Raw genomic sequence first — 19,703 nt, 5'->3', positions numbered from 1 at the left:
GATGAACACCAGTGGCTCGCCCGTCGTCCGGCGTGGGCAGTGCCCGCTAGGCCGCCTGGACAGACAGAATTGTTGTTTTCATGGCGCGTCACGAATGGCGATCGGTACCCCGCAGGCAATCGCCATAGCGGGTTCACGGCCACCTGCCGCAACGGGCGAGCAGTCTGCCAAAAACGTAAAATATGTCAAACAGATGAAGGGCTTTTTTTTGTGCAAAAGCGATAAACGACAAGCCCTTGATGCGGTGATTACAGCCAGATTGCGCGCCCAGGTGAATTTTCTGGATGACTGTTGTGGATATTTTACGAATGTGCTTGCCACCAATACTGCTGATCGCCAGGCGTCGCGCACGCGTTGGTCGCACCTCAAGGGACGGGCCAGGGACGATGGGGGCTGCAGCAATGGCCTGCCTTGCAGGCGTGGCTAACTGAAGCGTGGCAGGCGCCCATCGCTGGCGGTATCGGCGCGCTCGGTTTGCTGCGGCAGGCCGGCGACCTTGAGTACCGGCATCTTCTCGCCCACCAGGCGCAGGTCGCGGCGAGGCAGGGCGAAGCGCACGTCCAGCTCGCGCAGGGCATCGAGCAGTTGCAGATTGATCTCCTGCTGGACGTCCATGTACTGGTTGTAGTCCGAGCTCAGCACGATATACACCACCTCGAAGGTCAGCTGGCTTTCATCGAAGCCAAGAAAATGCGCGCGGTCGAAGCGGGTCTTGGGTGTGGCGCGGATAATCTCGCCGACCTTGTCGGCCACCTGACGCACCTTGTCGCTCGGGGTGTCGTAGTTGATGCCGAACTTGAAGACGATACGGCGGGTGTCCATGCGCTTGTAGTTGTGCACGATCTGCCGCAGCAGATCGGCGTTGGCGCACACCACCTGCTCGCCACTGAGGCTGCGGATGCGCGTGGTCTTCAGGCCGATATGCTCGATGGTGCCGGCCACCTCGCCGAACACCACGAAGTCGCCGATCTCGAAGGGCTTGTCGACGCCAATCGATAGCGAGGCGAACACATCGCTGAGCACCGTCTGCACCGCCAGCGCCACGGCGATACCGCCAACCCCGAGGCTGGCCACCAGCGCGGTGATATCCACACCCAGATTGGCCAGGATAGACAGCAGCATCACCGACCACACCACGATCAGGATCATGATGCTCATGATGGTTGTCATCACCGGGTTGTAGTGACCGCCGCTCTTGCCCATCACCAGGCTGCGCGACCACAGCCGCACGCCGGTATCGACCCACAGCGCGACCTGCAGGGCCAGAGCGACGAACCAGGTATGGCTCAGCGCGCTTTGCCAGGCGAGCGGCAAGTCCGCCAGACGCAACGCCAGCAACAGGGAAAACGCCAACAACAACAGACGGTTGGTACGGCCGATGACCATGGCGATGAAATGCGCCCAACTGCTCTCCCGATCCTTCGACCCGGCCTTCAGCCGCTTGTGCAGGGTGTTCACCAAGGTGCGCAGTACGCTGTAGATCAGCGCTGTAGCGACCAGGACAATCGCCACGTTGAGCCAGATATCGCGGTTCAGCCAGATATTCCACTGCTCCATCGCCAGGGGCCTCCAGAAAAAGACGTATAGGGTTCTGGTGGCGTTGGGGGGCAGAAGTTCCGGAGGATGGGTGAGTGGTTTGGGTTAGTTCAGTGTTGGGGTAATCGAACCCTTTCCAGCCACGTGCAGTGATCCGCAATGCCCGGCTTTTCTGGCCTTGCAGTCCTGCGGCTACAGCATTTTTCCGCTATCCCTTGCAGTGATTTCGACACTTTTTCGACACGCTTCCTCGCTGTCCTTGCACCGTCGCAGTGCTTTTGTGTATATCTGCCCAGTAGTAATGAAAGCGCAAAATGTGGAAGTCAAGCGAATACGCTCAGTCGTATAGCCTTCTGTGTAAGTTATTGATTTGTAAGTGTTTGCTATGGATGGTTGCACCCTGCGGTGCCGTAGTTATACCGCCGGCTCTACTAATGTGTTAGTGAAGAAGACTATCTAATCACTGTTAGGTGAAATGATAATGGCCGTCGGATACGAACTCGTAAATTTTACTCGGTGCGAGGTGCTCACCTTCGCGCATATATCGGCGTCCACGAAATTAGAGCTTGCAGGTAATGCTGCAGCAGCAGCGATGAGCACTTGGTACATGCTGGAATGTGCAGGTGATCAGATGGCATTTGTGTCAGACACTTACGGAGAATGGCCATTTCCCGGCGGAAGCTCGTCTGATGTTGCGTCCTATGTGGACGTTACCGATCGAGTAGTAGCTGAGTTGGTCGGTGCCGGTATCCTCAAAGATCTCGGACGGAAGCACTACTCCGACGACCTGACTGAATATACTAGGGTCTTAGAGAACATCTGGCTACAGAGCTAATACGCCATTTGTCACTTACACCAGATAGCAGCCTAACTAGTGGTTCAAATCGTTCGCTGCGCTCACTGGGACGGGCTAAAGCCCGCCCCTTAACCAAACGTTAGGTATCACATGGAAACGTGGCGCCCTCTCACAGTACAGCTAGCCATTGCACTAGCTTATGCATCTATATTCCCCATCACCAACCTATTAGGTGGCGGCATCATGATGCTCGGCATAATTTTATCTATTCCTTTCCTACCTATTGGTTGGATAACTGGCATGGCCTTCGTCCATGTTTTCGGTTCCGAATCTGCATATTTACCAGGAGCTTTCATTGCAGTGGCAATTCAGGCCTTTCTATTTATTCATTGGCTTGCAGCCGGTAGAAGAAATGAGGTGAATACCTAACAAATGGTTCAAGCCGCTCGCTTCGCTCACTCGGGACCGGCTAAAGCCGGCCCCTTAACCAAACGTTATGTGCCAAAGGAAGGCTTATGTCGTTGCCTAAAGATAGAGTTGTAGTCGCAAGCGATGTGAATCCTCGAGACGGGATCGGCGTTGAAATCTACCGAGATAACGAATTAATCGTTGAGATTTTCAGAGATGATACGGACAGAACTCGAACCATAACTGTGTTCAAAGAATCAATTTCGCTTGAGCTAATGGAAGAGTCTATTCAAATTTTCAAAAAAGAGATTCCTTGGGATTTCATTGAATACGATGAGTAGGCACATAACAATGCGCTCAAATCGCTCACTCCGTTCGCTGGGACGGGCGAAAGCCCGCCCCTTAGCTTAATCGTTATGCGATTGTGAAATATTCCAGTGGTGATTGATTGTGATAGACGGAAGTAAAAATGCCTCGATTCGAGCCATCAAAGGAATGTTCATAATTGAATCGTTGTCTGGCTATAGAATGATGTTCTCTGATCCAGACTCCTTTCACTGTTTTCTTCCCCTAGATGTAGATGCAAGTCTGTTGGGAGAGAAGATTAGGCGAGCGCTTGAATCGAGCAGAACCATGACAATCGAAGAAGCGCAGGAATATAGAACTTCTGATGACCGCTGGAGCCAATGGGTTTCCACTATGCTTGCACACACAAAGATAAGTAACGAGCAGAAGCTTTTCCAAAAAATGGCTCTTTGTAATGTTCGCGAGCATGATGGATTAATTGTGTTTTCTCCGAATATAAAGCGTAGAGGTTCGGCCTGGGAGGGCCGCGGAGAGGCTCATAAGCTTAGTCTGGAGTCCTTGTCAGATAATCTAACCCTCGGGCAATTTGCTATAGAGGCTATAAAAAAATGCGTTCCTGCAGTACTCGCATAACAAGTTGCTGTACTCGGACCCAACTACGCGTCGCAAGCTTGTGGTTTGCTGCGCAAACTTTACCACAAGCTTGCTCTGCTCCGTTGGGCCGGTAAGCAAGGCGTTAGGCTACCGCAGTTATGAGAACCGAACGTGCCAAAAAGGTACTGACCGAAAACACCAAAGTTCTTTATGGTATTTTCGGCGTCATTGAGTGCTCACCCTTCTTTCCTCCTTGTGGCTTTCTAAATGAATTTTTCAAGAAAGGTTCTGATCCTTGCGACCAAGACTCAAGAATGGGGAGCTGGGAACCATTTGAGTTAAACGCACAAGAGTATGAAGCCGTAGCGTCTTGGTGGCTAAAAAAACATCCTAACTCTACTGTCGATGCACTTGGAGTTAAAAATTGGGATGATTGGCAGATTAAAATCATCGAAGCAAATTACTAACAGCCTAACAAATGGTTCAAGCCGTTCGCTTCGCTCACTCGGGACCGGCTAAAGCCGGCCCCTTAACCAAACGTTAGAGAACACTATGGAAGTCCTCGCTCGTACGCTGATCCTTGCATGCAAACACATCAATGCTCGAAGTAACTCGGACAGCGATGATGACGTGGCGCTTTTGGAAGCAATTGCTGCCGAGCTTGGTTCAGCATCCGAGGCTGAAAAGCAGTGCCTAGTTAAATCTGCCAAGTCATTAGGTGATGAGGCATGGCCTGAAGAAATGGGTATTCTCTAACCATGCGCTCAAATCGCTCACTTCGTTCGCTGGGACTGGCTAAATCGTTAGCCACATGAACATACCAGCATTCACACCTGAACAATTTGCTACCCGGCCTGGAATGGCGCAGGTTGAGTCGGATTTGAAAAAATGGCTTCTATCTCTTGATGTAGAGGAACGCATCGAATTCATTAAGCAACTATGGCCTATAAATTTTCGATTCGCTTTGGTTCTCGTACAGGCATCACAGCTACCTAGAAAGGAGCTAGATAAAATATTCCGGCACTGGCTGCGTGAAGGTCATCACAACACAGCCCAAGAATTAATTAAGCGCTTTGTCCCAATACTCGGCGAAAGGAAATTTTGGCGAATTGCCTCTCAAGAGAATATTACCCCTGCAATGCGAGACTTTCTTAATTATCACAGTCATGGTCGCCTTGATGCAGAGCCCAATGGTTAAACCTATGCAACTCTCCAAGCGGCTAACAACTGCTTCAAACCGTTCGCTTCGCTCACTGGGACGGGCTAAAACCCGCCCCTTAACCAAGCGTTACCATCCGAATCGATTCAATCGCACTTGGCTCCATGTGCTCGGGCATACCAGCGTCTAGCTGCTTCCTGGGTGATTGCTATCCCGCGTTGGGTTGGCTCAAGTTTCGGTTGGCTTCGTCGTAGGTCGGGCTGGTTTGGCCAGCTGCAGGTGCAATCTGGCCGCTAGCCAGCCATAGGGCGTATTGGGGGTAGATCTTCACCAGTACGTCGATCTCTTCAGTGCTGATTCGCACTGCGCCTTTGCTAAGGCTTTTCCAACGGTTGTGGTCAGTACCGCTTTCGGTGCTGATCCTCTTGGGGCCATACATCTTGATCAATAGACGAGCCCTATCGCCTGAGCTTTCCATATAGATATTGATTTTCTCTTAATTGGGGGGGCAAATGTTGCTCTCACTCACGGTGGGGGCTATATTTGCTCCGAGGGTTATATTTGCTCCCTCGGAATGCTGAACATTGCCGAACATAGTGGATTAAAGCTTATGGATACGGAAGGTCTCGACCCGCAAAAGCTGCACGGTGCACCGCCCTTGATGCCGTGGCAGAAGTTCGCCGAGTGGATCGGCATGGGCGACGAACCCATCGTGGTGCGCACCTGGGTGGAACGTAACTACCTGCCTTCCAAGAAGGTGGGTAAACGCACCCTGGTCAACGTGGCCTTGTTGACCCAGCAACTACTGGAACAGGAGTGGACGCTGTGAGCCGAACAGACCCGCAATTCAAGCTGCGCGTACCGCCCGAGCTGCGCGCCAAGATCGAACAGTCCGCCTTCGCCTCGCGCCGTTCGATGAACTCGGAAGTCGTCATTCGCCTGGAAGCGAGCTACGCCCAGGACAAAGCCGCCAAGGAGGGCACCCAATGACCGCCACTAACGAAAGCCTCGACCTGTGCAGCGTGAAGACCTTCGCCGAGCTAAGTGGCGTGACGGTCGAAGAGGTCATCAACTGGGTAGACAGCCAGACCATTCCCAGCATGAAGCTGGCCGACTTCCGCATGGTCAACCTTGCCCGCCTGCGTGCTGATCTGGAGAAGGGTAAGACCGTGTTCAAAGCGGGGGACTACGCCCATGTCTAAGCCCGCCCTGGTGTTCGATCCCATCACCGCTATCGGCTTCATAGGCCAGACCGTGCTCGTCGAACTGCGCTGGGGCGGCGACAACGACATGCTCTGGCGCTGCTACCACATCGTAGGCGTGGTGCTGCCGGTGCCGGGTGTGTTTGAAGACGGCTACTTCCTCGTCATGCCGTTCGATGGCAGCGAAGACCTGCCGCTAGAGGTCTACTTCGACAACATCAACACCCTCCGCGTCGTGCGTGATCGTCACGCAACCGGCAAGGTGCTGGATCGCCTACCGCTGCCGCACCTGTTCCAGGACCAAGCCAAGGAAGGGGAGTGCAGCCATGCGTAAGCCACGTATCCAGCTCGATGCTGCTACTGCCCTGAGCTATGTCGGCAAGACCGTGCTGGTTGAAACCGCCTGGGACGCTGAGCCGGAATCCTTCTGGCAATGCATCCAGATTGTCGGCGTGCTGATCCCGACGCCGGATATGCAAGGTGCGCCGTGCTTCCTGGGCGTCGAACTCAGCTCCAGCACGCGCAACCCCAACGAGTTCTACTTCGATGACATTTGCTCTATCAGGGCGATGCGGCACCGCGACCGGCAGGGTTCCGGCAACGTACTGGACCGCATGACCCTGACCCATTCCCCCGATGCTGCCGGGTCAGGGGCCGCGCTCCCGGCTCGTCGGAACAGCTCCACCGTTCCGGCGAACGGAAGCACGGGCGCAGCGCACCCTTGACCCCACGCCATGAGAACGAGCCTGACCACGGGAGAGTGGGGCAGCTTCACCGCCCCGCGCTCCCGAGCCCTCGGCGGCAAGAGTGGGATGACAAGGGCAAAGCCCTTGGTGTTGATCAAGTCCCGCCCGCTGCACTTCGCTGACTGCCTGCACCTTGTATTCCTGGCGCTGCTGAGCGCCTTCCTCTGGTACGCCAGCCTCCCGCCCTTTGAACGTCCCCAGGTGCCTTCCTACATCCAGGAACAACCGTGCTTGTTCGACCAGCAAGACCGCAGTGAGTACCCCGAGCCCTGGAGGGAGAGAGAAGCGTGCGAAGCCGCTAGCGCACGTACGCACGCCGAGGCACGAGGCGCGCGTGCGCGCGACAGCGGCGGTGCGCACGGCGCGCACGGGGAGGGAACCCGCTTGCGGGCGGGGCCCCCGGCGGGCGCCGCGCGCCGCCTGACGCCCCTGTAACACGTCAGAAAGTAAGACGAAAACTTCCGCAGTAATCAGCAATAGGTGACTGAGTGAAAAAGCCAAAAGATTTCCTGAGACTCGACATGCTGGCACGTGAAGACGCGACCGGTCGGCTGTTCGTAGACCCGGGCAACGCCCGCATTGTCGACCTGTCGAAAGTCCGCTTGCTGCACTGCGGCGTGGATACCGTCCGCCAGCTCTACCGTGGTCTGCTCCGACCGGAGCTGCTGTGCCTGTTCGATAAGCCCGGCACCATCGTCGACTTCGCGGGAGAGCGCTGGCATGCAGGCCGTGTGAGCAAGGATTCTGGCTATCAGTACAAGCTGCAGAACGCCGACCTAGGCTTCGTGCTGCTGCTCAAGAACTACAACGCCAAAGTCGAGAACATCGGCCCACACCTGAAAATCGAAGTGTCACCCCATGCCATCGACAGCCTGTCGCCCGAGCGCCTCCAGGCCCGCATGGACTTCTATGCCGAGCAGATCCTTACCAACATTGAACGCAACCAATGCGCGGTCCATCTCGCCCTGGATGTTCAAGGCTGGCAACCGCCCGCTGATCTGGTCGCCCGCATGCACTGCCGCGCACGATCCGCCCGCGATATCTCCGGCATCAAGGAGATTACCTGGGACACGAAAAGCAGCGTCTACGGCCGCGGCGAGACCTACATGTTCGGCTCAGCCGGTGGTGTGCAATTGGCGATCTACAACAAGACCGAACAGGCCAAGGCCACCGACAAGCTCGACTACTGGGAAGGCGTCTGGCGGCGTCGTGACAGCTTCGACGAAGGCGATCCGGACAACTACAACCGGGACCAGGCTGTCTGGCGTATCGAACTGCGTTACCACCATTCGGTTATCCAGCAATTCGCCAGCGGCTCGGTCGATCTGCACACCGGCAACGCCATCGATACGAACAGCTACGCCGCCTTCACGCCTCACTTGGATGGCCTCTGGCGCTACGGCATGCAGCAATTCAAGTTGCTGGCTCGCCCTGGTTACTACGAACCGATCTGGACCCTGCTGCGTGAAGATGCCCGCGTCGACCTGCCGGTCGATTCGCTGCTCGATGACACTGAGTACAAGCGCAACTACAAAACGTCTCGGGGCTTCTCCGGCAAGAACGTGGAACTGTTCCTGGGAAACTTCGTCAGCCTGCTGGCACGGGAGCGAGTGGGCGCTAGAAAGGGTTTTTACCGGCTCAAGGATTGGGAATGCTGGCCGGTGATTCGTGACCACTACGCCGCCAAGGGCATGGATGAGGATGGGCTGTACAAGCACCTCAAGAACATCCTGGAGGAACGGCATGTCAGGTGGGGTAGGGCTGTGTGATGTTTGTTTGCCAAATACACAAACAAGACAAACACGCTGACGTTAATGCTCTTGGCCGGGGCCGACATCATGGCAATTGATCAGCTACCGGATGGCCGCTGGAAGGTTGATGTAGAACCCATCAAGGGCCGTCGCTTCCGTAAGACGTTCAAGACCAAGGGTGAGGCGCAACGGTTTGAGGTCGCCTGCAGGGCCAAGGTGATGGAAACACCCGACTGGGCGCCCAAGCCAAAGGATCGCCGCAAGCTCTCTGAGGTGTTCACCCGCTACTACGATCTGCACGGCCACACCCTGGCAGACTGCAAGCGCTTGAAGCATGTGCTGCGGAACATCGCCCGCGACCTGGGCGACCCGATAGCGGTCAAGTTCACCGCTGACCAGTTCTGCACTCTGCGGGGCAAGCTGCTGGCTGAAGGCATCAACGGCAAGACGCTGAACAATCGCCTGGGCTACGTGAAGTCGGTATTCAACGAGCTGCATCGCCTGGGCGATATCGACTACCCGAACCCGTTGGCCAAGGTGCGTCCGTTACGCCTGCAGGAACGCCCGCTGTCGTATCTCACCCAGGAACAGATAACCGAGCTGTTGCACGCCTTCGACAACTACCCGAACTGCACGCATATGGCGCTGATCGCTCGCGTCTGCTTGGCCACCGGGGCACGTTGGGGAGAGGCTCAGGGGCTGGTGCCATCCAGGGTGAAGAATGGCGCGGTGACCTTCGCCAATACCAAGTCGAGACGCACCCGAACCGTGCCGATCGCGCCGGCCCTGGAGCGAATGCTGTTGGACTACTTCAAGGAATACGGAGCCTTCCCGAACTGCATCCGGCATTTCAGTCGAGTGCTGCAATCGACGTCGATCACGCTGCCGGCCGGACAAGCCACGCATGTTCTGCGGCACACGTTCGCCAGTCACTTCGTTATGGCCGGTGGCAACATCCTCACGCTGCAGAAGGTCCTGGGACACTCCTCGGTGACGATGACCATGCGCTATGCACACTTGTCGCCCGATCACCTGCAGGACGCGGTTCGGCTGAATCCCATCTTCGACACTTTATCGACACTTCCGAAACCCGGAAACGAAAAAGCCCTGTAAAAACAGGGCCTTAAAGCTGCGATTTTGGAGCGGGTGATGGGAATCGAACCCACGGCTCTAGCTTGGGAAGCTAGGGTATTACCATTATACGACACCCGCAGCGGGTGCCTTTATACCGGAAGCGGCGGCGGAAATGAAGCGCAAAGCGTATCCGCTTTGCGCTCGGTGCCCGTCATACCGCTATCGCCTGGAGGTCGCGCAGGTCGCCTTTGACCGGCAGTTGCAGGCGCCGGCTGGGGGCGTTGAAGAAGTCCAGCAGCACGCGTTGGGTCTGCAGCCAGGCGGCCTTGTGTTCCATGTCGAGGAAGTGGCCGGCGTCGTCGATCACGGCGAACTGGGCGTGGTCGATGTGCTGGGCGAACAGGCAGGCGTCTTCCACTGAGGTGTATTCGTCACGGTCGCCGTTGACGAATACCAGCGGAATGTCGATGGCCTGCAGGCATTCCTTGCTGCAGTTCGCTTCCATGTTCAGCACTTGCTTGATGTGCGTGTACATCTGCCGGTACTCGTGCTCGTCCAGGGTGCTGATGTGCTTGTGGTTGAAGCGCTTGAACAGCGACGGCAGGTGCTTGCCGATGGTGCTGTTGACCAGCAGGGCGACGTTGTCGCGGTCTATCGAGCCGAGGAAGCGCAAGCCTTTGTGCAGGTAGTCGAGCATCGGCACGTTGAGGATCGGTGAGAAGGAGCAGATGGCTGCCTTCTCCAGCGTCGCCGGGCGTTGGGCCATGGCGAGCATGGAAGCGACGCCACCCCAGGAGAAGGACATCAGGTAGTTGGCGCCGTAGTGGTCGATCAGCTTCAGCAGGATCGCCGCTTCATCTTCCTTGGTGATGGGCGTGAAATCGCTGTTGTGCGGTTTCGACTGGCCGGCGTAGGGCAGGTCGAAGGCCACCACGTTGTACTGTGGTTGCAGGTACTTGACCGTTTGCGCGAACGAGGCCGTGGTCGCCAGAGAGCCATTGACCAGGATGATGGTCTTGCTTGCTGCCGGGTTGCCGTAGAACTCCGTGTGTACCTTGTGCTTCCTGTTGATCTCGACGACTGCGGTTTCTGGCCTCATGTCGTTTCCTCCTGGCGCAAGTGTGTCAAGACGAGCGGGCAACCGTTCGCGTTGTTTTGAGCAGTTAGAAAAGCGCCTGAGCGTGACAGCTTGATGTCAGGCTGGAGATTCTTATAAGTCTAGGAATTTCAATCAGTTAGGATCGAAACAGGCGAGCGCTCCAGGCCTTTTCGAGGGCCGGGAGAGGGCGGTGTTACCAGGCAGGAATCCAGTCGGTGCAGAGCACCAGCAACCGAAAAACATTTTCATCCGTCTAGCTGTGACCGATCAGTCACGCAAAGACTTGTGATTCGATTCAAGCAGCTCCCTTGCAGCCATGCAAGGCCGAGTCACATCTTTATGGACGATTGAGCTGACCGTTGGTCGGGTAGTCAGATTCCGGCGCAGGATGACGATCAAACGCTGGCGATTTCCGCATCCGTCAGGGCGCGGTATTGGCCCGGGGCGAGCTGCGGATCGAGAACGATATCGCCCATGCTTTCGCGGTGCAGGGCGACGACGCGGTTGCGGAAGTGGCCGAACATGCGCTTGACCTGGTGGTAGCGGCCTTCGAACAGGGTCAGGCGGGCTTCGTAGCTGCTCAGCACGTCGAGCTGGGCGGGCAGGGTGGTGAGGTCTTCGAAGGCGAAGTACAGGCCGCGTGCGAAGACCTCGGCGTACTCGGTGGTGATCGGCTGGTCGGTAGTGACGTGGTAGACCTTGGGCTTGCGTTGCTGCGGCTGGGTGATACGCCGCGACCAGCGCCCGTCGTTGGTGATCAGCAGCAGGCCGCTGGTGTTCAGGTCGAGGCGGCCGGCCAGGTGCAGCTCGTGTTTGTCCGGCTCGTCGAGCAGGTCGAGTACGGTGCGGTGTTCGTCGTGCTCGGTGGCGCTGACCACGCCGACCGGTTTGTGCAGCATCCAGTAGCGCGCACTGCGCCCGGCCTGCAGCAGTTCGTCATCCAGCTCGACGCGCTGGAAGTCGCGTACGTCGAAGCGCGGGTCGTGCACCACCGCACCGTCCACACGCAGGCGTCCGGCACTGATCAGCAGTCGGCTGTCCTGGCGGCTGAAGCGGGGGAGGTTACTGAGGAAGCGATCCAGGCGCATGGCTCAGTGCTGCTCGCCGCGCTCGACTGCATCCTGCACGCCGGCGCAGGCGGGGCACAGGCAGGCCTGGTCACGTTGCTCGGGTGTCAGACGCTGCAGCGCGGCCGGGTCGATCTGTGCCTCGAAACACCAGCAGGGTTCGTCGCGGCCGGCGGCGACACTGCACTGGTTGGCCTTGCCGCATAGCGGGCAGCGTTGGGTGTCCATCAGTTATCGACGCAGACGCGGTCGCGCCCGGCCTGCTTGGCGCGGTACAACGCGCGGTCGGTGCGGCCGAGCAGGGCGTGCAGGCTTTCGCCGGCTTGCCACTGGCTGAGGCCGAGGCTGACGGTGACCTGCAAGGTCTGGCCTTCGACCTGATAGCGCTGTTCGGCGCATTGCTGGCGCAGTTTTTCGGCCAGGTCATGGGCGGCCTGGCGGTCGGTGTTTTTCAGCAGCAGGATGAATTCTTCGCCACCCCAGCGGCAGAGAATGTCGGACTGACGCAGCCGCTCGCGCAGTTGCTGAGCGAAGCGTTGCAGCACTTCGTCGCCGGCCAGATGACCGTACTGGTCGTTGATCGACTTGAAGTTGTCCAGATCCAGCAGTACGGCGCACAGCGGGCTGGTGTCGCGCTGCGCTTCCTGCAGGGCCTGTTCGGCGAGGATGTCAAAGCCACGGCGGTTGGGCAGCTCGGTGAGGCTGTCGGTGGTGGCCAGGGCCTCGATGCGCTGCTGGTATCGACGAATCGCCAGGTTGACCAGGACAAGGACGATGCTGGTGACCAGCAGGCACAGCAGCAGGTTGATGTAGAGCCCTTGGCGGATGCCGGCCAGGGCCTTGTCGTGCTTGTCGACGAACAGGTACCACTCCAGTTCGGGGATGTAGCGCACGTTGAGGAAGTGTTCGTGGCCCTGTTCCTGATACTCGAACTGGCCACTCTGCGGCGTTGGCAGTTTCTCCATCAGGTTTTCCAGACCGGGGATGTCGACCAGTTTGTCGCCGACCTTGGCGCCCAGCGGCCCGCCCTGGGCGCCGGTGAGGGTGATGCGCCCGGTGGTGTCGACGAAGTAGACGCTGCGCGAGTAGCGCTGCTGGTATTCATCGATCAGCTTGACCACCGCATCGACGGCCAGGCCGACGCCGGCAGCGCCGATGAAGTTGCCCTCGTAGTCGAGCACCTTGTAGTTGATGAAGATGGTCAGGCGGTCGGCGTTGGCCATGTCGACGTCGACATTGATTTCATAGGGCTCCGGCAGCATGCGCACGCGGTAGTACCAAACGTCGCGTGGCTCGTTCGGTTTGACCTTCTTCAGCACGCCCTTGGACTGGTAGTAGACGCTGCTCTTGTCGGAGACGAAGAAGCTGGTGAAGGCGCCGTAATGCTCCTGCACTTCGCGTAGGTAGCGGGTCATCTGCTCGGTGTCCTGCTCGCCGGCCAGCACCCAGTCACGCAGGAAGGTGTCGCGGGCCATCATCGAAGAGATGAGCGTGGGGCGTACCAGGTCTTTCTGGATTTCCGAATAGACGGTGTCGGAGGTCAGCGGCAGTTCGGTGTTGATGATGCTGTCGCGGATCGAGTCGCGCGAGGCGTAGTAGCTCAGCAGCGAGGTGGTGAGAAAGCCGCTACCGAGCAGGAACAGGAGCAGTAACACCAACGAGGTTTGCGTGTGCCTTTTGGGGCGCAAGGGCATGGGAGAATCCGGGAGCGGGTGGATGGCGTGATGCTAGCTTGCCGGAAGGGGATAGCGCCAGTTGTGATCACAATCGGCGCTGTTTATCGGTTGCGAATGTCTGGGGGGAGGGTTCCCGGATTGCATCCGGGCTACGGGGCTATGTAGGAGCGGATTTATCCGCGATTGGAGTTGCCGGTATTGCGGTGGGGCATGAGGTTGTCGCGGCTGAAGCCCCTCCCACAGGGGGCGCTTGGGGCTTTGGTGAGATCGCGGCTGAAGCCGCTCCTACAAGGTGTGGGTGGTCTTGGGGGCGCTGGTATATCGCGGCTGTAAGGGAATGCCGACCAGCCGCTCCTATGGAGCGCTGCTGGTCGTGGGGAGAGCGCCTCCCGCAAGGACTGGTCAGGTCCTGTGGGAGGCGCTTTAGCGGCGAGCTTGTCGAAGCAGTCGCGGCTAAAGCCCCTCCCACAGCGGGCGCTTGGGGCTTTGGCGAGATCGCGGCTGAAGCCGCTCCTACAAGGTGTTAGTGGTCTTGGGGGCGCTGGTGTATCGAGGCTGTAAGGGAATGCCGACCAGCCGCTCCTGTGGGGCGCTGCTGGTCGTGGGGAGAACGCCTCCCGCAAGGACTGGTCAGGTCCTGTGGGAGGCGCTTTAGCGGCGAGCTTTTCAGGCTTCTTCAAGCACCACCACGCGCTGCCCGGCACGCACCGGCGAACCCGGTTGCACGCGCACTTCGCGCACGGTACCGGCCATTGGCGCGGTCAGTGGGATCTCCATCTTCATCGACTCGAGGATCACCAGCACGTCGCCGGCCTGCACCTGGGTGCCGGCCTCGACCTGCACCTGCCAGAGGTTGCCCGCTACATGGCTTTCGATGGCGTGTTGGCCGGCGGCCAGTGGCGCATCCTCGTCCTGTTCGGGCGCGGCCTCTTCGACCTCGAAGTGGGCCTGGCCGTTGTCGATCCAGCGCTGACGTTCGGCGTCGAAGGCGGCGCGCTGCTGCTGGCGGAAGGCGGCGATGCCCTCGGCTTCGTCATCGAGAAACTGCTGATAGTCGGCCAGCGCCAGTTCGCTCTGTTCGATGTGCAGCGGGTAGCGGCCCAGCGGGAAGTCGCGGCGGATGCGCAGCAGCTCGTCGGCCGAGACCGGGTAGAAGCGGATCTGGTCGAAGAAGCGCAGCAGCCACGGCTTGCCGTCGAAGGCCTCGACCGCGCGGTAGCGGTTCCACATCTGCAGGGTGCGGCCGACGAACTGGTAGCCGCCGGGGCCTTCCATGCCGTACACGCACATGTAGGCGCCGCCGATGCCGACGGAGTTTTCCGCCGTCCAGGTGCGCGCCGGGTTGTACTTGGTGGTGACCAGGCGGTGGCGCGGATCGAGCGGGGTAGCCACCGGCGCACCGAGGTAGACGTCGCCCAGGCCCATGACCAGGTAGCTGGCGTCGAACACCGTGCGGTAGACCTCGTCCAGATTTGGTAGGTCGTTGATGCGGCGGATGAATTCCAGGTTGCTCGGGCACCAGGGCGCGTCCTTGCGCACGGTGGTCATGTACTTGTCGATGGCCAGCTGGCAGGCCGGGTCGTCCCAGGACAGCGGCAGGTGGACGATACGCGACGGCACGCGCAGGTCTTGCGCGGCGCAGACGGCGTCCCACTCGCCGGCGACGATGTCGAGCAGCGTCTGCAGCGCCAGGGTTTCCGGTTGGTAGTGCAGCTGCAGCGAACGGATGCCGGGGGTGAGGTCGATCACGCCGTCGAGCTGCTTGGCTTGCAATGCCTGCATCAGCGCGTGGCCGCGGAAACGCAGCACCAGATCGAGCTCGGGCTGGCCAATTTCCAGCAGCAGATGGGTGTCGCCGGACAGGCGCGCGACCAGGCGGGTGTCACCTTCGCCGAGGTCGAGGACGATAGGACTTTGCAGCCCGGATGCAATCCGGGGTTCAGGTGCTGCGATATCCCCGGATTGCATCCGGGCTACGGTCGCACCTGTAGGAGCGGATTTATCCGCGATTACGCTGCCGCCTGCATCGCGGCTGAAGCGGAGCGCCGCCCGGCCGTTCCCACGGAGAGTGTTGCATTCGTTGGCACTGGCTTTGGCTAGCTCTCGTGCCGAAGCGATATCCACTGGCACGAAGCGTACCTTGTCGCCGGCCTTGAGTTGGCCGAGCTGCCACAGGTCGGCCTCGATGATGGTTACCAGGCAGACGAAACCGCCCAGGCTGGGGCCGTCCGGTCCGAGGATCACCGGCATGTCGCCGGTAAAATCCACCGCGCCGATGGCGTAGGGGTTGTCGTGGATGTTGGACGGGTGCAGGCCGGCTTCGCCGCCACTGTCGCGCACCCATTCCGGTTTTGGACCGATCAGGCGCACGCCGGTGCGGCTGGAGTTGAAGTGCACTTCCCAGTCGGTGGCGAGGAAGTTGTCGACATAGGCGGGCGTGAAGTATTCCGGCGCGCCGTGCGGGCCGTAGATCACCCGCAGTTCGCGCACCGCCGGCAGGGCCGGGCAGAGTTCGGCGGGCAGTTGTGCGCCGGCCTCACGGCTATCGAGCGGCAGCAGGTGCAGCACGTCACCGGCACGCAGGGCGCGGCCGCCATGGCCGCCGAACTGGCCGAGGGTGAAGGTGCTCTTGCTGCCCAGGTAGTCCGGCACCTGGATGCCGCCACGGATGCTCAGGTAGCTGCGCGCGCCAGCACCCGCGATGGTGCCGAGGGCCAGGGTGCTGCCGGCCTTGACCAGCAGCGCGGTGTTCATTGGTTGCTGCACGCCATCGACGCTTAGCGGTATCTCGGCGCCGGTGACGGCCAGCATGGCATCGCAGTTGAAGCGCAGGCTCGGGCCGCTCATGGTGATTTCCAGGCCGGCGGCGCCTTCTGCGTTACCCAGCAGGCGATTGCCCAGGCGCAGCGCGCGGTCATCCATCGGCCCGGATGGCGGTACGCCTACTGCCCAGTAGCCGAGGCGGCCGGGGAAGTCCTGCACACTGGTCTGGGTGCCGGCGCTGAGCACCTCGAAGGTGCTGGCCTGGTAAACCAGATTCTCCAGGCAGCGCGTCCACGGTGAGCCGCTGGCGAACGGCGCGTCAGTGAGGATCTGGCGTAGGTAGTCGCGGTTGCATTCCACGCCGTACAGCAGGGTGCCTGCCAGCGCCTGATCCAGTGCGGCGCTGGCCTGTTCGCGGGTCGGCGCCCAGGTGATCAGCTTGGCGATCATCGGGTCGAAGTAGGGCGGAATCTCGCAACCGGCCTCGACCCAGGTGTCGATGCGCAGGGCCTTGCCGTCGGCTTCGGGAAACTGCACGGCGGTGAGCAGGCCGGGGCTGGGCTGGAAGTCGCGGCCCGGGTCTTCGGCGTAAAGGCGGGCCTGGATGGCGTGGCCACTGGGCTGCAGGCGTGCGGCCAATTCGCCGAGCGGCGCCAGGTCGCCAGCCGCCAGCTCGATCATCCAGCGCACCAGGTCGACGCCCCACACCTGTTCGGTGACGCCGTGCTCGACCTGCAGGCGGGTGTTCACTTCCAGGAAGTAGAAGCGCTCGGCCTCGCTGTCGTAGACGAATTCGACGGTGCCGGCGCTGCGGTAATTCACCGCCTTGGCCAGCTTGATCGCGGCGGCGCACAGTTCATCGGCCATGCCGGCGGGCAGGTTGGGTGCCGGGGTTTCCTCCAGCACCTTCTGGTTGCGCCGCTGCACCGAGCAGTCGCGCACGCCGAGGGCGAGCACCTCGCCCTGGCCGTCGCCGAACACCTGCACTTCCAGGTGGCGGGCGCGCTGGATGTATTTCTCGATAAATACGCCTGAGTCGCTGAAGTTGTTCTGCCCCAGACGCTTGACCGCCTCGAAGGCCTCGGAGAGTTCTGCTGCCGAGCGGCACACGCGCATGCCGATGCCACCACCGCCGGCGGTGCTTTTCAGCATCACCGGGTAGCCGACCTGTTCACCGGCCTTGAGCGCGGCGTCGAGGTTTTCCAGCAGCTCGGTGCCTTCGAGCATCGGCACGCCATGCTGTTTGGCCAGGGCGCGGGCCGTGTGCTTGAGGCCGAAGACGCGCAGCTGTTCTGGTGTTGGGCCGACGAAGGCGATGCCGGCCGCTTCGCAGGCTTCGGCGAAGGCCGCGTTTTCGGAGAGAAAACCATAACCGGGGTGAATGGCCTTGGCGCCGCTGGCTTTGGCAGCGGCGAGAATCTTGTCGACCACCAGGTAGGTCTGCGCGGCCGGGCCGTCGCCGAGGGAGAAGGCTTGATCGGCCTGCTGGATATGCAGGCTGGCGGCGTCGGCTTCGGAGTACACGGCCACGCCACCGACGTTCAGCTCACGCAGGGTGCGCAGGATGCGGCAGGCGATGGCGCCACGGTTGGCGATTAGAAGTTTCTCGAACATATCCGCTCCCGAGACAGTTCAAAGCTGCTGCGCTCCACCATGCGGCGTTGGCAGGCAGTTCGAAATGCTCATTTGCTCCAGCAAACTCCGCTTTCTCACTGGCTGCCGCCTTGCCTGATGTTCGCTCGCGACGCTTTGCTTCTGCCTCGTATAAGGTGGCGGGCCGTCCCGCCGTCATTTGTCATGTGCCACGGTCGTCCGTGGTGAAATCCGGTGATGCGTGATGCCTGTGTCGGAGCGCTCGGGCGGCGTTCCGCTTCAGCCGTGAACCGGCGCAGCCGGTGGATGTAGAAAGCGACATCCACCCTGCGGGTTACCGCGGCTGAAGCCGCTCCTACAGATCTTGCGGCCCCACAGCCCGGATGCGATCCGGGCTACTGCTGTAGGAGGGGCTTTAGCCGCGAGCTCTTGAATGGCTGTCGCGGCTGAAGCGAAACGCCGCTCGGCCCTTCCCACAGGAAAATCATCAATCCCACACCAGCACTTCGGCGGGCGTCGGGTTCCAGCCGTTGCAGGGGTTGTTCAGCTGCGGGCAGTTGGAGATCAGTACGATCACGTCGGTCTCGGCTTTCAGCTCCACGTACTTGCCGGGGGCGGAGATGCCGTCCTCGAAGGTCAGGCCGCCCTCCGGCGTTACGGGAACGTTCATGAAGAAGTTGATGTTGGCGCCGATGTCGCGCTTGCTCAGGCGACCGTCGTGCAGGCTGGCGCGCAGGAAGTTGTCGCGGCAGCTGTGCATGTAGCGCTTGTCCAGGGCGTAGCGCACGGTGTTGCTCTCCTGGGCGCAGGCGCCGCCGAGGGTGTCGTGGCGGCCGCAGGTGTCGGCGACTATGGTCAACAGCGGCTTGCCGAGGTTGGAATAGAGCACCGTGCCGGTGCTCAGGTAGACCTTGTTCTGCTTGCGCAGGGTGCGTTGCGGGTCGAAGCGCTCGCGCGGATTACGGGCGGCGAAGAACAGGGTGTCGATGGCCTGGTTGCCTTCCAGATCATGCAGGCGCAGGGTCTGCCCGGCCTTGACCTCGAACAGGTAGGGTTCGCCCGCCGGGATGGTGTGGCGGAAGCTGGCGGTTTCGGGATGCAGGTTGCTTGCGGTCAGGCTCATGTCGGCATCCTCAGAGGTACTGGCGTTCGGTGTTGTGGAAGGCGCGGCCGTTCTCCGGGCGCGAGGTGCGGCAGAGCACGCTGATGCCGTCGCTGGCGACCTTGCTCCAGCTCAGCTGCACGGGCTTGGGCGCGTACTGCGGGTTGGGGTCCATCGGGTGCTGCAGGGCGGTGAGCACAACCAGGCAGTCCATCGGCGCGTATAGCTCGATGTAGTCGCCGGCCTTGCTGTTATTCGGCTGGAAGTGGAAGGCGCCTTCGGCGTCGACATCCACGCGGCTGAACAGGTTGAGGTTCATCAACAGGTCTTGCAGGTTCAGATCCCACTTGCCCATTTCCACCAGCAGGTTGTCCATGCCGTTGCGGAAGAAGCCATTGCGCAGTTCCTGGTAGCGGCCCTGGCCATATTTCTCCAGCGTTTCCTCGGCATTGAGCACGCCGCCGAAGCTGTCGTGCCAGCCGCAGGTGTCGGCGGTGACGGCGGCGAGTACCTTGCCCATGTCCGAGTACAGGCAGTGGCCGGTGGTGAGCTTGGCGGTGTGCTGGCCCTTGAGGGTGTCCGGCAGGTTCAGCCGTTCGCTTTTCTCAAGGGCGTTGAACAGCAGCAGGCTGACGTTGGCGCCGCCTTCGAGATCGGTCATGCGCAGCAGTTGACCGCGCTTGAGGACGAAGGAGGTGTGGCCGCCGCCGGGAAGGGTTTCCTCATAGAGGGTGGCGCGCAGGGTGGGGGCAGTTGTCATGGGTACCTCGGAATCAAAGCCTGGTCGTCAGGCGCCGGCAGTGGCGCCTGATCATCGTTGCGATGGGGTTC

22 protein-coding genes and 1 tRNA gene are annotated in these 19,703 nt (G+C 60.1%); 14 read left to right on the top strand and 9 right to left on the bottom strand.

Features of this window, described 5'->3' with window-relative positions; all coding sequences use genetic code 11:
- Positions 1-94 precede the first annotated feature (94 nt).
- The gene (locus tag ACN8M7_RS18145) at positions 95-427 is read left to right on the top strand and encodes a hypothetical protein (RefSeq protein WP_156458653.1); all 333 of its coding nucleotides are present in this window, start codon (positions 95-97) and stop codon (positions 425-427) included.
- Here ACN8M7_RS18145 and ACN8M7_RS18140 read toward each other — a convergent pair.
- Positions 424-1,557, bottom strand: a complete 1,134-nt coding sequence (locus ACN8M7_RS18140) for a mechanosensitive ion channel family protein (RefSeq protein WP_490261681.1) — start codon at positions 1,555-1,557, stop codon at positions 424-426. The two genes, ACN8M7_RS18145 and ACN8M7_RS18140, sit on opposite strands and share 4 nt — an antisense overlap.
- A gap of 925 nt (positions 1,558-2,482) precedes the next feature.
- Here ACN8M7_RS18140 and ACN8M7_RS18135 point away from each other — a divergent pair.
- From ACN8M7_RS18135 to ACN8M7_RS18075, 13 genes are all read left to right on the top strand, one after another.
- Positions 2,483-2,761, top strand: coding sequence for a hypothetical protein (locus ACN8M7_RS18135; RefSeq protein WP_153020740.1), 279 nt, complete (start codon positions 2,483-2,485; stop codon positions 2,759-2,761).
- Positions 2,762-2,847: 86 nt separating this feature from the next.
- A complete protein-coding gene (locus ACN8M7_RS18130) occupies positions 2,848-3,081 on the top strand; it encodes a hypothetical protein (protein WP_061237386.1) in 234 nt (77 codons plus the stop codon).
- A 109-nt stretch (positions 3,082-3,190) separates the two neighbouring features.
- A complete protein-coding gene (locus ACN8M7_RS18125) occupies positions 3,191-3,679 on the top strand; it encodes a contact-dependent growth inhibition system immunity protein (protein WP_490261680.1) in 489 nt (162 codons plus the stop codon).
- Positions 3,680-3,798: 119 nt separating this feature from the next.
- The gene (locus ACN8M7_RS18120) at positions 3,799-4,107 is read left to right on the top strand and encodes a hypothetical protein (protein WP_490261679.1); all 309 of its coding nucleotides are present in this window, start codon (positions 3,799-3,801) and stop codon (positions 4,105-4,107) included.
- Positions 4,108-4,192: 85 nt separating this feature from the next.
- Positions 4,193-4,396 carry a hypothetical protein gene (locus ACN8M7_RS18115; RefSeq protein ID WP_490261678.1) on the top strand — a complete coding sequence of 68 codons (204 nt, stop codon included), beginning with the start codon at positions 4,193-4,195 and terminating at the stop codon, positions 4,394-4,396.
- A 55-nt stretch (positions 4,397-4,451) separates the two neighbouring features.
- Complete coding sequence (locus ACN8M7_RS18110; RefSeq protein ID WP_490261677.1) at positions 4,452-4,838, top strand: hypothetical protein; 387 nt, start codon at positions 4,452-4,454, stop codon at positions 4,836-4,838.
- Positions 4,839-5,409: 571 nt separating this feature from the next.
- Positions 5,410-5,628: a DNA-binding protein gene (locus tag ACN8M7_RS18105; RefSeq protein WP_266208074.1), complete on the top strand. Its 219-nt coding sequence runs from the start codon at positions 5,410-5,412 to the stop codon at positions 5,626-5,628.
- Positions 5,625-5,789, top strand: coding sequence for an Arc family DNA-binding protein (locus tag ACN8M7_RS18100; RefSeq protein ID WP_490261676.1), 165 nt, complete (start codon positions 5,625-5,627; stop codon positions 5,787-5,789). Before ACN8M7_RS18105 ends, ACN8M7_RS18100 begins: the two co-directional genes overlap by 4 nt.
- Positions 5,786-6,001, top strand: coding sequence for a hypothetical protein (locus ACN8M7_RS18095; protein WP_074940771.1), 216 nt, complete (start codon positions 5,786-5,788; stop codon positions 5,999-6,001). Before ACN8M7_RS18100 ends, ACN8M7_RS18095 begins: the two co-directional genes overlap by 4 nt.
- Entirely contained in the window at positions 5,994-6,335 is a 342-nt protein-coding gene (locus ACN8M7_RS18090) for a hypothetical protein (RefSeq protein WP_490261675.1), read from the top strand. The genes ACN8M7_RS18095 and ACN8M7_RS18090 overlap by 8 nt, the downstream gene beginning before the upstream one ends.
- A complete protein-coding gene (locus ACN8M7_RS18085; RefSeq protein ID WP_490261674.1) occupies positions 6,328-6,726 on the top strand; it encodes a hypothetical protein in 399 nt (132 codons plus the stop codon). Before ACN8M7_RS18090 ends, ACN8M7_RS18085 begins: the two co-directional genes overlap by 8 nt.
- Before the next feature lie 542 nt (positions 6,727-7,268).
- On the top strand, positions 7,269-8,516 hold the full coding sequence (locus tag ACN8M7_RS18080; protein WP_490261673.1) for a hypothetical protein: 1,248 nt from the start codon (positions 7,269-7,271) through the stop codon (positions 8,514-8,516).
- A gap of 69 nt (positions 8,517-8,585) precedes the next feature.
- Positions 8,586-9,611: a phage integrase gene (locus ACN8M7_RS18075; RefSeq protein ID WP_490261672.1), complete on the top strand. Its 1,026-nt coding sequence runs from the start codon at positions 8,586-8,588 to the stop codon at positions 9,609-9,611.
- 25 nt (positions 9,612-9,636) lie between these two features.
- Here the strand turns inward: ACN8M7_RS18075 and ACN8M7_RS18070 are convergent.
- From ACN8M7_RS18070 to ACN8M7_RS18035, 8 genes are all read right to left on the bottom strand, one after another.
- Positions 9,637-9,710: transfer RNA gene (locus tag ACN8M7_RS18070), tRNA-Gly, on the bottom strand.
- Between the two features lie 73 nt (positions 9,711-9,783).
- Positions 9,784-10,671, bottom strand: coding sequence for an alpha/beta fold hydrolase (locus ACN8M7_RS18065; protein ID WP_490261671.1), 888 nt, complete (start codon positions 10,669-10,671; stop codon positions 9,784-9,786).
- A 395-nt stretch (positions 10,672-11,066) separates the two neighbouring features.
- Positions 11,067-11,759 carry a pseudouridine synthase gene (locus ACN8M7_RS18060; RefSeq protein ID WP_490261670.1) on the bottom strand — a complete coding sequence of 231 codons (693 nt, stop codon included), beginning with the start codon at positions 11,757-11,759 and terminating at the stop codon, positions 11,067-11,069.
- A gap of 3 nt (positions 11,760-11,762) precedes the next feature.
- A complete protein-coding gene (locus ACN8M7_RS18055) occupies positions 11,763-11,966 on the bottom strand; it encodes a cysteine-rich CWC family protein (protein WP_061242849.1) in 204 nt (67 codons plus the stop codon).
- Complete coding sequence (locus ACN8M7_RS18050; protein WP_061242851.1) at positions 11,966-13,432, bottom strand: sensor domain-containing diguanylate cyclase; 1,467 nt, start codon at positions 13,430-13,432, stop codon at positions 11,966-11,968. The genes ACN8M7_RS18055 and ACN8M7_RS18050 overlap by 1 nt, the downstream gene beginning before the upstream one ends.
- Positions 13,433-14,080: 648 nt before the next feature.
- On the bottom strand, positions 14,081-17,791 hold the full coding sequence (uca, locus tag ACN8M7_RS18045) for an urea carboxylase (RefSeq protein ID WP_490261669.1): 3,711 nt from the start codon (positions 17,789-17,791) through the stop codon (positions 14,081-14,083).
- Between the two features lie 466 nt (positions 17,792-18,257).
- Positions 18,258-18,893, bottom strand: a complete 636-nt coding sequence (locus ACN8M7_RS18040) for an urea amidolyase associated protein UAAP2 (protein WP_061242855.1) — start codon at positions 18,891-18,893, stop codon at positions 18,258-18,260.
- Between the two features lie 10 nt (positions 18,894-18,903).
- Positions 18,904-19,632, bottom strand: a complete 729-nt coding sequence (locus ACN8M7_RS18035) for an urea amidolyase associated protein UAAP1 (protein ID WP_490261668.1) — start codon at positions 19,630-19,632, stop codon at positions 18,904-18,906.
- Positions 19,633-19,703 lie beyond the last annotated feature (71 nt).

It is taken from the genome of Pseudomonas spartinae, assembly GCF_965197125.1.
Classification (GTDB): Bacteria; Pseudomonadota; Gammaproteobacteria; order Pseudomonadales; family Pseudomonadaceae; genus Aquipseudomonas; species Aquipseudomonas composti_A.
Note: the sequence above shows the minus strand (reverse complement) of the source record. Positions and strands in the feature narration are given on the sequence as shown.

What these genes read in the sequence shown, in the direction of transcription:
- uca (WP_490261669.1), bottom strand. Translation starts at nt 17,791, where the DNA reads ATGTTCGAGAAACTTCTAATCGCCAACCGTGGCGCCATCGCCTGCCGC.
- ACN8M7_RS18140 (WP_490261681.1), bottom strand. Translation starts at nt 1,557, where the DNA reads ATGGAGCAGTGGAATATCTGGCTGAACCGCGATATCTGGCTCAACGTG.
- ACN8M7_RS18130 (WP_061237386.1), top strand. Translation starts at nt 2,848, where the DNA reads ATGTCGTTGCCTAAAGATAGAGTTGTAGTCGCAAGCGATGTGAATCCT.
- ACN8M7_RS18065 (WP_490261671.1), bottom strand. Translation starts at nt 10,671, where the DNA reads ATGAGGCCAGAAACCGCAGTCGTCGAGATCAACAGGAAGCACAAGGTA.
- ACN8M7_RS18135 (WP_153020740.1), top strand. Translation starts at nt 2,483, where the DNA reads ATGGAAACGTGGCGCCCTCTCACAGTACAGCTAGCCATTGCACTAGCT.
- ACN8M7_RS18035 (WP_490261668.1), bottom strand. Translation starts at nt 19,632, where the DNA reads ATGACAACTGCCCCCACCCTGCGCGCCACCCTCTATGAGGAAACCCTT.
- ACN8M7_RS18050 (WP_061242851.1), bottom strand. Translation starts at nt 13,432, where the DNA reads ATGCCCTTGCGCCCCAAAAGGCACACGCAAACCTCGTTGGTGTTACTG.
- ACN8M7_RS18120 (WP_490261679.1), top strand. Translation starts at nt 3,799, where the DNA reads ATGAGAACCGAACGTGCCAAAAAGGTACTGACCGAAAACACCAAAGTT.
- ACN8M7_RS18085 (WP_490261674.1), top strand. Translation starts at nt 6,328, where the DNA reads ATGCGTAAGCCACGTATCCAGCTCGATGCTGCTACTGCCCTGAGCTAT.
- ACN8M7_RS18040 (WP_061242855.1), bottom strand. Translation starts at nt 18,893, where the DNA reads ATGAGCCTGACCGCAAGCAACCTGCATCCCGAAACCGCCAGCTTCCGC.
- ACN8M7_RS18090 (WP_490261675.1), top strand. Translation starts at nt 5,994, where the DNA reads ATGTCTAAGCCCGCCCTGGTGTTCGATCCCATCACCGCTATCGGCTTC.
- ACN8M7_RS18105 (WP_266208074.1), top strand. Translation starts at nt 5,410, where the DNA reads ATGGATACGGAAGGTCTCGACCCGCAAAAGCTGCACGGTGCACCGCCC.
- ACN8M7_RS18145 (WP_156458653.1), top strand. Translation starts at nt 95, where the DNA reads ATGGCGATCGGTACCCCGCAGGCAATCGCCATAGCGGGTTCACGGCCA.
- ACN8M7_RS18095 (WP_074940771.1), top strand. Translation starts at nt 5,786, where the DNA reads ATGACCGCCACTAACGAAAGCCTCGACCTGTGCAGCGTGAAGACCTTC.
- ACN8M7_RS18115 (WP_490261678.1), top strand. Translation starts at nt 4,193, where the DNA reads ATGGAAGTCCTCGCTCGTACGCTGATCCTTGCATGCAAACACATCAAT.
- ACN8M7_RS18080 (WP_490261673.1), top strand. Translation starts at nt 7,269, where the DNA reads ATGCTGGCACGTGAAGACGCGACCGGTCGGCTGTTCGTAGACCCGGGC.
- ACN8M7_RS18110 (WP_490261677.1), top strand. Translation starts at nt 4,452, where the DNA reads ATGAACATACCAGCATTCACACCTGAACAATTTGCTACCCGGCCTGGA.
- ACN8M7_RS18075 (WP_490261672.1), top strand. Translation starts at nt 8,586, where the DNA reads ATGGCAATTGATCAGCTACCGGATGGCCGCTGGAAGGTTGATGTAGAA.
- ACN8M7_RS18060 (WP_490261670.1), bottom strand. Translation starts at nt 11,759, where the DNA reads ATGCGCCTGGATCGCTTCCTCAGTAACCTCCCCCGCTTCAGCCGCCAG.
- ACN8M7_RS18055 (WP_061242849.1), bottom strand. Translation starts at nt 11,966, where the DNA reads ATGGACACCCAACGCTGCCCGCTATGCGGCAAGGCCAACCAGTGCAGT.